The sequence below is a fragment of the Ruoffia tabacinasalis genome (assembly GCF_005864045.1).
Lineage (GTDB): Bacteria > Bacillota > Bacilli > Lactobacillales > Aerococcaceae > Ruoffia > Ruoffia tabacinasalis.
On the sequence record NZ_VBSP01000063.1, the window covers coordinates 1 to 9,523 of the forward strand.

A 9,523-nucleotide genomic window follows, 5' to 3' on the forward strand; every position below is an offset into this window, starting at 1 on the left:
GTGTTTGCCTCCGGCTTCCTTCAGATTCCACCTCACGGTGGACACCCTTGCCTTTAGCTAACAGTTCCTACTGCCAAGTCTGTAGTGGACTTTCACCACCAAGTTATCGCCCATGCCGGGCGCACATACAAAAAAAGAGCAACTAGCTTAGCTAGTCGCTCTTTTCTATCTTACGAATAATTATTTGTTATCTAAGTTGTAGAATACGTCTTTTCCGTCGTAAGCTGCAACGTCAGCTAACATATCTTCGATACGTAATAATTGGTTGTATTTAGCAACACGGTCAGTACGAGATAATGAACCAGTCTTAATTTGACCAGCGTTAGTTGCAACAGCAATGTCAGAGATAGTTGTATCTTCAGTTTCTCCTGAACGGTGAGAAATTACTGCTGTATAACCAGCTTTTTTAGCCATTTCAATCGCGTCAAACGTTTCAGTTAAAGTACCGATTTGGTTAACTTTGATTAAGATTGAGTTACCAACGTTTTCTTTGATACCACGAGCAAGAACTTCAGTGTTTGTAACGAATAAATCGTCACCAACTAATTGAACTTTACTTCCTAAACGTTCAGTAAGTAATTTCCATCCGTCCCAGTCGTTTTCGTCCATACCGTCTTCAATTGAGATGATTGGATATTTGTTAACTAATTCTTCTAAGTAGTCAACTTGTTCTTCAGCAGAACGTTTTGCTCCGTTTTCACCTTCGAATTTAGCATAGTTGTATACGCCATCTTCGTAGAATTCTGAAGAAGCAATGTCAAATCCTAAGAATACATCTTTACCTGGTTCTAAACCAGCTTTTTTGATTGCTGCTAAGATTGTTTCAACACCATCTTCTGTACCTTCGAAACGAGGCGCGAATCCACCTTCGTCACCAACAGAAGTTTCTAATCCACGTTCGCTTAATAATGATTTAAGTGCGTGGAAGATTTCAGCACCCCAACGTAGAGCTTCTTTGAAAGTTTCTGCTCCAGATGGAATAATCATGAATTCTTGGAAAGCGATTGGTGCATCTGAGTGAGATCCACCGTTAATGATATTCATCATTGGTGTTGGTAATAATTTAGTGTTAAATCCACCTAAATATTGGTATAAAGGAATATTTAAGAAATCTGCAGCTGCACGTGCAACAGCAATAGATACACCTAAGATTGCGTTAGCTCCTAATTTACCTTTGTTTGGAGTACCATCTAACTCGATCATTAATTTATCAATGGCTTGTTGTTCTAATACATCATAGCCTAATAATGCTTCAGCGATTACGTTATTCACGTTATCAACAGCTTTAAGGACACCTTTACCTAAATAACGGTCTTTGTCTCCATCACGTAACTCAACAGCTTCGTGTTCACCAGTTGACGCACCTGAAGGTACGATTCCGCGACCAAAAGCTCCGCTTTCTGTATAAACTTCTACCTCAACTGTAGGGTTCCCACGTGAGTCTAAAACTTCTCTTGCATAAATATCTGTAATAAATGGCATATTTTATTCTCTCCTTTAATTTGTTAGGCATGAATTGACTCCATACCTTACTCTTCTATTCTATAAATTATTCACTCAAAAAGCAAAGCATATCGGATGTTTTGCTTATTTAATTAAACTTGTTCCTGTCATGTCTTCAGGTTTCTCAACACCAACTAAGTCTAGTAATGTTGGAGCAAGGTCAGCTAAGCGACCTCCGTCTCTTAATTCAGCACCTTCCTTAGTCACAATCACTGGAACTGGGTTTGTTGTATGAGCTGTCATTGGATTTCCTTCAATATCAATCACTTCATCCGAGTTACCGTGGTCAGCTGTAATAATCGCTGCTCCACCTTTTTCAAGGATTAGATCAACCACAGCACCAAGACACTCGTCTACTGCTTCAATTGCTTTAACAGTAGGTTCTAACATACCACTATGTCCAACCATATCAGGGTTTGCAAAGTTTAAGATAATCGCATCAATCGTTTCTTCGTTGATTTTTTGCACTAGGGCATCTTTCACTTCGTAAGCTGACATTTCTGGTTGTAAGTCATAAGTTGCTACTTTTGGTGAAGGGATTAAGATACGTTCTTCACCTGCGTACTCTTTATGACGTCCCCCACTCATAAAGAATGTAACGTGTGGGTATTTTTCAGTCTCAGCAATTCTTAGTTGTGTCTTATCGGCATCTGCTAATACTTCCCCAACTGTATTGACTAAGTCTTCTTTCTTGAATGCAACTTCTGCTATAACTGTATCACTGTAAGGTGAGAAAGTTGTCATGTAGTTGTCTGTTGGAGTCTCTCCACGTTCAAAATCGTTAAAGCCTGGATTTGATAAAGCTGTAGCTAATTGAATCGCACGATCAGGTCTAAAGTTGAAGAGTACGATTGAGTCACCATTGTTTACAGTACCAACTGGTTTATTGTTTTCATCTTCAATTGTAAATGGAACAACAAACTCATCAACAATATCTTCTTCGTAAGAACGCTCTACGCCTTCTTTAGCTGAAGAAGCTGTTCTACCTTCACCATGAACGATTGCATCATAAGCTAACTGAACACGTTCCCAACGATTGTCACGGTCCATTGCATAGTAACGACCTGAAATTGTTGCGAATTTACCTACGCCAATTTCTTCGAATGCTTTCTCAGAATCATCAATATATTTCACAGCGGTTCTCGGTCCAACATCACGCCCATCAAGGAAACCATGAACATATACTTCTTCTAATCCATACTTTTTAGCTAATTTAACTAAAGCAATTAAATGTTTGTAATGTGAGTGGACACCACCGTCAGATAATAGCCCCATTAAATGTAAAGCTGTTCCTTTTCTTTTTGCTTCTTCAACAGCTTTAACTAATTCAGGCACTTCGTAAAATGATTCGTCTTCAATCGCTAAATTAATACGAGTTAAAGATTGGTATACTATACGACCTGCACCGATGTTTAAATGACCAACTTCAGAGTTCCCCATTTGGCCATCAGGTAAACCGACGTCTCGTCCTGATGCTTTTAATTGGTTATGTGGAAACTGGTTCCAATAACGATCAAAGTTAGGTTTTTTCGCTGCTTTTACCGCATTACCACTGACTTCATCGCGAATTGCGAATCCGTCTAAGATAATTAAGGCATATGGGATTTTACTCATTATTTTACTGCCTCCAATAATTCGATGAATGAATCAGCTTCTAGACTTGCTCCTCCAACTAATGCACCGTCAATATGTTCTTGTGCCATATATTCAGCAATATTATTTGGTTTTACAGATCCACCGTATTGAATACGTACTTTTTCAGCTGTTTCTTCTGATGTAACTTCTGCAATAGCTTTACGAACTACGCCACAAGTTTCATTTGCTAATTCAGCAGATGATGATTTACCTGTTCCGATTGCCCAGATTGGTTCGTAAGCAACAACTGATGAAGCGATTTGTTCTTCAGTTAAACCTTCTAATGCTGCTTTTACTTGTCCAGATACAAAGTCAGCTGTTTCTCCAGCTTCACGTTGCTCTAAAGTTTCTCCACAGCAAATGATTGGTAACATACCGTTACGTAAGATTGCTTTTGCTTTTTTGTTGATGTCTTCGTCAGTTTCTCCAAAGTATTCTCTACGTTCGGAGTGTCCGATAATTACATATTCAACACCTAAATCAGCCAATGCTTTAGGACTTGTTTCCCCAGTGAATGCACCTTCATCTTCGAAGTAGCTGTTTTGTGCAGCTGTTCTTAATTCAGTACCTTCACTTAAACGTTTAATTGTTTCTAAAAATAGTGCTGGTGCACCTACGACAGAATCTACAGCATCCGCTGAAGGGATTTTCCCTTTAACTGCTTCAACAAAATCTGCAGCTTCTTGAGCTGTTTTGTTCATTTTCCAGTTACCAGCAATAATTGGTTTACGTGACATATATATACTCTCCTTAATTTAAAGTCTCAGTAATTATTTCTCGTCGATTGAAGTAACACCTGGTAATTCAGTACCTTCTAGATAGTTTAATGAAGCTCCTCCACCTGTTGAGATGTGTGAGAATTTATCTTCATAACCTAATTGTGCGACCGCAGTTGCTGAATCTCCCCCACCAACAATTGTCGTCGCGTTTTCTAGATCAGCAATGGCCTCACAAACACCAATGGTTCCTTTTGCGAATGATTCCATCTCGAATACACCCATTGGGCCATTCCATACAACTGTTTTAGCATCTTTTAATACATCTTCGAATACTTTAACAGATTCTGGTCCACAGTCTAATCCTTGCCAGTCAGCAGGGATATCATCTACAGAAACAACGTCTGTATTTGCGTCATTTGAAAAATCATCTGCAATTACTACATCTACTGGTAAAACAATTTTGTCTCCAGCAGTTTCTAGTAATTCTTTAGCTAAAGGAATACGGTCTTCCTCTAATAATGATTCTCCAACTTCTTTACCTTGTGCTTTCAAGAATGTGTAAGCCATTCCTCCACCGATAATTACTTTATCAGCTTTGTTTAATAATGATTCGATAACTTTAATCTTATCAGATACTTTCGCACCACCTAAGATAGCTACAAATGGACGTTCAGGATTATCAACTGCGTCTCCTAAGAATTTTAATTCTTTTTCAACTAAGAATCCTACAGCAGAGTCTAAGTTTGATGCAATTCCAACGTTTGATGCGTGAGCACGGTGAGTTGTTCCGAATGCATCGTTTACGAATAAGTCACCTAATGAAGCCCAGTATTTACCTAATTCTGGATCATTCTTAGATTCTTTCTTACCTTCTAAATCTTCGTAGCGAGTGTTTTGAACTAATAAAACGCCACCCACAGATAGGTTAGCTACTGCTTCTTCTAATTCTTCTCCACGTGTTTTGTCTGAGAAAAGAACTTCTTTATCTAATAACTCGCTTAAACGTTTTGCAACTGGTTCTAAACTGTTGTTAGCTTTATCTTCTTCAGTTTTAATACGTCCTAAGTGAGAGAACAATACTACTTTCGCATTGTTTTCTATTAAATAATTGATTGTTGGTAAAGCCGCTTCGATACGGTTATCGTTGGTGATTTTTCCATCAGCCATAGGTACGTTGAAGTCAACGCGGACTAAGACTGTCTTACCGTTTACTTGAATATCATTTAAAGTTTTCTTTGCCATTATATATCCTCCTATATAAAGTCCTTAAAAAATAATAGCGGGGAAGCTTAAGCCTCCCCGCTATTTTGGATAGACGCTTAGGTTTAAACGCTATGCAATTAATTATAATTTAGCGAAGTATTCTAAAGTACGAACCATGTTTCCTACGAAACCAGCTTCGTTGTCATACCAAGCAACAGTTTTAACTAATTGAGATCCATCAGCTGCTTCTTGGATTTCAGTTAATGTAGAATCAAAGATTGATCCTGCATGTGTTGAAATAATATCTGAAGAAACAATTGCATCTTCATTGTATGCAAATGAATCGTTTGAAGCTTTTTTCATAGCTGCGTTGATTTCATCAACAGTAGTGTTTTTCTCTAATAATGAATAGAAGATTGTGTGTGAACCAGTGATTGTTGGAACACGTAATGCTGATCCATCTAATAATCCATTAACTTCTGGGATTACTTTACCGATTGCTTTTGCAGCACCAGTAGATGATGGGATAATGTTTTGTGCTGCTGCACGTCCATCACGGAAGCTTCCGCTTGGTGAATCTTGTAATACTTGTGATGAAGTGTAAGCATGAACTGTAACCATGTTACCAGCTTTAATTCCATATTCATTATGTAATACATTAACTACTGGAGCTAATGAGTTAGTTGTACATGATGCTGCTGAAATAATAACGTCATCAGAAGATAAGATATCTTCGTTAACACCGAATACAATTGTTTTAGTATCTGCATCTTTAGCTGGTGCAGAGATAACTACACGTTTAGCACCTGCATTGATATGTGCTTGTGATTTTTCAGCTGAAGTGTAGAATCCAGTACTTTCGATGACGATATCTACTCCAAGGTCTCCCCATGGTAAGTTATTAGCATCTTTTTCAGCAAATACTTTAATTTCTTTACCGTCAACTACTAAACTTTCACCTTGTAATTCAACATCGTGATCAAAACGTCCGTGAGCTGTATCATATTTTAATAAGTAAGCTAAGTTATCGTTATCAGTTAAATCGTTAACTGCAACAACCTCTAAATCTGCGTTTGTTTCTAAAATACGACGGAATACTAAACGTCCGATACGTCCAAAACCATTAATACCAACTTTTACTGCCATAAAAAAATTCCTCCTTAAGGATTTTATTTCAAAGGGTCTCCCCATTTAAAACCATATTTGCTAAACCTTCATCACAGATTAACCATCCATGACTCGGGGCTTTTTGAAAGAACGCTTCTATAGCTTTCGCCTTAGAAGATCCTCCCACGATTGTAAGTAACAAAGGTATATTAGATAAATCTTTAAATTTCAAACCTATCCTAGGATAACGTAAAACCGTTTCTCCATAAGAATCGAAAAATATACCAAATGCTTCTCCAACGGCGTGTCCATTCTCGATAATTTCTTGTTGTTCGTCTGTAATCTCTCTACGTTCCGCCATTACATTAGCAGTTCCTATACTTAATAACAAGCAATTTGCACTCTTACTCATATCAATGACTTCTTTAATCACTGGATCTTTGAGCAATATCTCCGAAGTTTCTTTACCTAAATTCTCAGGTATAAACAACGGAATATACTTAGAGTCTGTTTGCTGCGCCATTAAGCTCCCCACGCTATTTGATTGGATATTAATCGAACTTCCCAATCCTCCACGTGAAGGAACGAATGTAATACTTCTTCCATCTGATAATTCTGGTGTGAATGATTCTGCTACTTTAGATAAAGTAGATCCACCTGTAACTGCAACCACATTATCACCTTCAGGTAAGTGTTTGTCCAAAATTAAATGAACGACTTGACCTAAGAACTGATAAACTGATGCATCTTTATCTGCATCACCTGGTACAATCCGACAATGTTCAATATTAAGCTTTCTCTTTACAGCCTCTTCCACTTCGTAAAACTTATGTTGTTGTTGATTAAGCAAATGCTCATCAATCATCACAATAAGGTCTCTCCCTTGTTGTGTCAGTTTTACGCCACTACGGTTTACGGATACGAGTGATTGACTTTTCAGCATCTCTAATATCGTTCTTACCGTTCTTTCAGTGAAATTAGTCTGTTGCGAAATAAACTTACGACCAATTCGTTTGTTTACATCATCCAAAACACGTAATACTGCGAGCCTCTCAGCTAACAAATCACTCACTTCAGGAACAATGGACTGAATAATTGTGAATATATCGGCCATTAATTCCCTCCTAGATGGTCAAAATGCGACCATTATATACAGAGCTACAACTCACTCAGAAAATCAAAATGAGTCTCACACCATGTCATTATCATACCATGACTTGAGTCTCCTTGCAACTGAAAAGCTCTTTATCCTGGCTAAAAAACATCCCACTAGGACACTCTGTGTCCTAGTGGTCATTCAATTCCCAATTACTAAGGATAAAAACTAAAAAATACGCCCGTACAATGATATTATCGCATGAAATACATAAGTATTGCGAGTAATATCCATTGAACGGACGTATAAATTATAGTTTATTTATTTTTATCATTTTTATTTTTTATTTAATGCTTTGCTACTTTCCATGATTCCATCAATTAAGCCGTATTCAAGTGCTTCTTCAGCTGTTTTGAAATTATCACGATCAGTATCTTGCTCGATGACTTCAATTGGTTGACCTGTTTTGTCACTTAAGATTTTATTTAAACGCTCACGAGTTTTAAGTATATGACGAGCAGCAATTTCAATCTCTGTTGCTTGTCCTTGTGCGCCACCTAATGGTTGGTGAATCATTACCTCAGCATTTGGTAAAGCCCAGCGTTTACCTTTCTCTCCGGCTGCTAATAAAACTGAAGCCATTGATGCTGCCATACCGATAACAATTGTTTGTACATCTGCATTAATAAAGTTCATTGTATCGTACATAGCCATCCCAGCTGTTACACTCCCACCTGGTGAGTTAATATATAGGAAGATATCTTTTTCTGGATCTTGTGCGTCCAAGAATAAAAGTTGAGCAATCACTGAGTTTGCTACGTTATCATCGATTTGACCACTTAACATAATAATTCTGTCTTTTAGTAAACGTGAATAAATATCATAAGCACGTTCTCCACGTGATGTTTGTTCTATTACTGTAGGTACTAAATTCATAGTATTCCTCCTTCGCGAATTTAAAGCTGTTAAACAACTTTCTAACCAAGTATAACTCATAGGTCAATAAAGGTCAAGGATATTACTCGGTAAGATTTATTGCCTTATTTAGCCCTCAAACCGACATACTAATATGCAAAAATAAAGAAGCCGAGTTTTAACACTCAGCTTCTGACTACTTGTTTAGTAACCTAAATTATTCTGCAGACTCTTCTGATTCTTCTGAACTTTCTTCTGATGTTTCTTCTGATGTTTCTTCTGATGTTTCTTCTTCTGAAGCTGCTTCTTCAGTACCTTCTTCTGTAGTTTCTACACCTTTAGTAATTCCGAATGAGTGAACGATTGATACTGTACGTTCTTCACCTTCGTGTAAGTTACCTTCGATTTGGTAGATATCTACTCTTAATTCATCTCCACTTACAGTATATGCAGCGAAGTTTTGAACTGCTGAATCACGGTTGTTTGAATGACTTGTATCGAATGCTTCTGATTCTTGTGGTTGTCCACCGAATGCGAATAAGTTGTTATAGTAATCAACGTCTTCTTGAGTCATCCAATCTAAGTTAGGTCGAACAGTGTGTACGTGTTCTACACCTTTAGAATAAATATCGTCATACTCTTTAGTACCACCAGTGTTTGGTAATACGAAGATTGTTCCTTGAGGATTTACGTAATACTCTACATCACCTTCTGTAGTCGTTTCAGCTTCATCCACAACACCGTTAGAGAAGTTCTCATCAGTTGGAACATAGTTTAATGGTTTAGTACGTGAAATTACGTGGTCATGACCTTGTAAAGCTAAATCAACATCTAACTCGTCAATTAATTCCATGAGTTCTTCACGAACTAATTGAACATCTGTATCTTGTAATGAGTGATATGATTTAGAGAATAATGGTTTGTGGTAAGATAATACAACCCACTCAGCACCATTAGCACGTGCTTCTTCAACGTCATTTCTGATCCAATCAATTTGTTCTTGTCCTAAAGCTTTTCCTTCTGGATTATCTTCAGATTCTTTGTTGTCGTTAGTGTTTGCTACAACAAAGTGTACACCGTTATAATCGAATGAGTAGTATGATCCACCATCGACAGCATCGTTTTCAGCTGGAACGTTAATATGCTCATTAAATTTAGTTGTTAATTGAGGATCTCCATATGATAAGGCATACTCATCGTGGTTACCTGCTGCAACAGGGTTCATGAATTTTTGATGTTGGTGGACCGAGGAGCCAGGTGACGCAGTCACCTTGGCTCTTTTTTTATTCCTATGTTTAAGTGTCTCTCTATGCAACGATAGTTTGTGTTGTGTTCTCATCTTTAA

8 protein-coding genes are annotated in these 9,523 nt (G+C 37.6%); all 8 read right to left on the reverse strand.

Going from position 1 to position 9,523, the window contains the following annotated elements; genetic code table 11:
- Positions 1-180: 180 nt before the first annotated feature.
- A complete protein-coding gene (gene eno / locus FEZ33_RS11245; RefSeq protein WP_138405474.1) occupies positions 181-1,482 on the reverse strand; it encodes a phosphopyruvate hydratase in 1,302 nt (433 codons plus the stop codon).
- Positions 1,483-1,587: 105 nt separating this feature from the next.
- On the reverse strand, positions 1,588-3,117 hold the full coding sequence (gpmI, locus tag FEZ33_RS11250) for a 2,3-bisphosphoglycerate-independent phosphoglycerate mutase (protein ID WP_138405475.1): 1,530 nt from the start codon (positions 3,115-3,117) through the stop codon (positions 1,588-1,590).
- The gene (gene tpiA, locus FEZ33_RS12785) at positions 3,117-3,875 is read right to left on the reverse strand and encodes a triose-phosphate isomerase (RefSeq protein ID WP_138405476.1); all 759 of its coding nucleotides are present in this window, start codon (positions 3,873-3,875) and stop codon (positions 3,117-3,119) included. Before tpiA ends, gpmI begins: the two co-directional genes overlap by 1 nt.
- A gap of 33 nt (positions 3,876-3,908) precedes the next feature.
- Positions 3,909-5,099: a phosphoglycerate kinase gene (locus FEZ33_RS12790; RefSeq protein ID WP_138405477.1), complete on the reverse strand. Its 1,191-nt coding sequence runs from the start codon at positions 5,097-5,099 to the stop codon at positions 3,909-3,911.
- A gap of 102 nt (positions 5,100-5,201) precedes the next feature.
- Positions 5,202-6,206 (reverse strand): type I glyceraldehyde-3-phosphate dehydrogenase, encoded by a 1,005-nt coding sequence (gene gap / locus FEZ33_RS11265; RefSeq protein ID WP_138405478.1) that lies wholly within the window; start codon positions 6,204-6,206, stop codon positions 5,202-5,204.
- Between the two features lie 28 nt (positions 6,207-6,234).
- A complete protein-coding gene (locus tag FEZ33_RS11270) occupies positions 6,235-7,281 on the reverse strand; it encodes a sugar-binding transcriptional regulator (protein ID WP_138405479.1) in 1,047 nt (348 codons plus the stop codon).
- 318 nt (positions 7,282-7,599) lie between these two features.
- Positions 7,600-8,199 carry an ATP-dependent Clp endopeptidase proteolytic subunit ClpP gene (gene clpP, locus FEZ33_RS11275; RefSeq protein ID WP_138405480.1) on the reverse strand — a complete coding sequence of 200 codons (600 nt, stop codon included), beginning with the start codon at positions 8,197-8,199 and terminating at the stop codon, positions 7,600-7,602.
- Between the two features lie 196 nt (positions 8,200-8,395).
- Positions 8,396-9,403, reverse strand: a complete 1,008-nt coding sequence (locus FEZ33_RS11280; protein WP_235888835.1) for a metallophosphoesterase family protein — start codon at positions 9,401-9,403, stop codon at positions 8,396-8,398.
- Positions 9,404-9,523 lie beyond the last annotated feature (120 nt).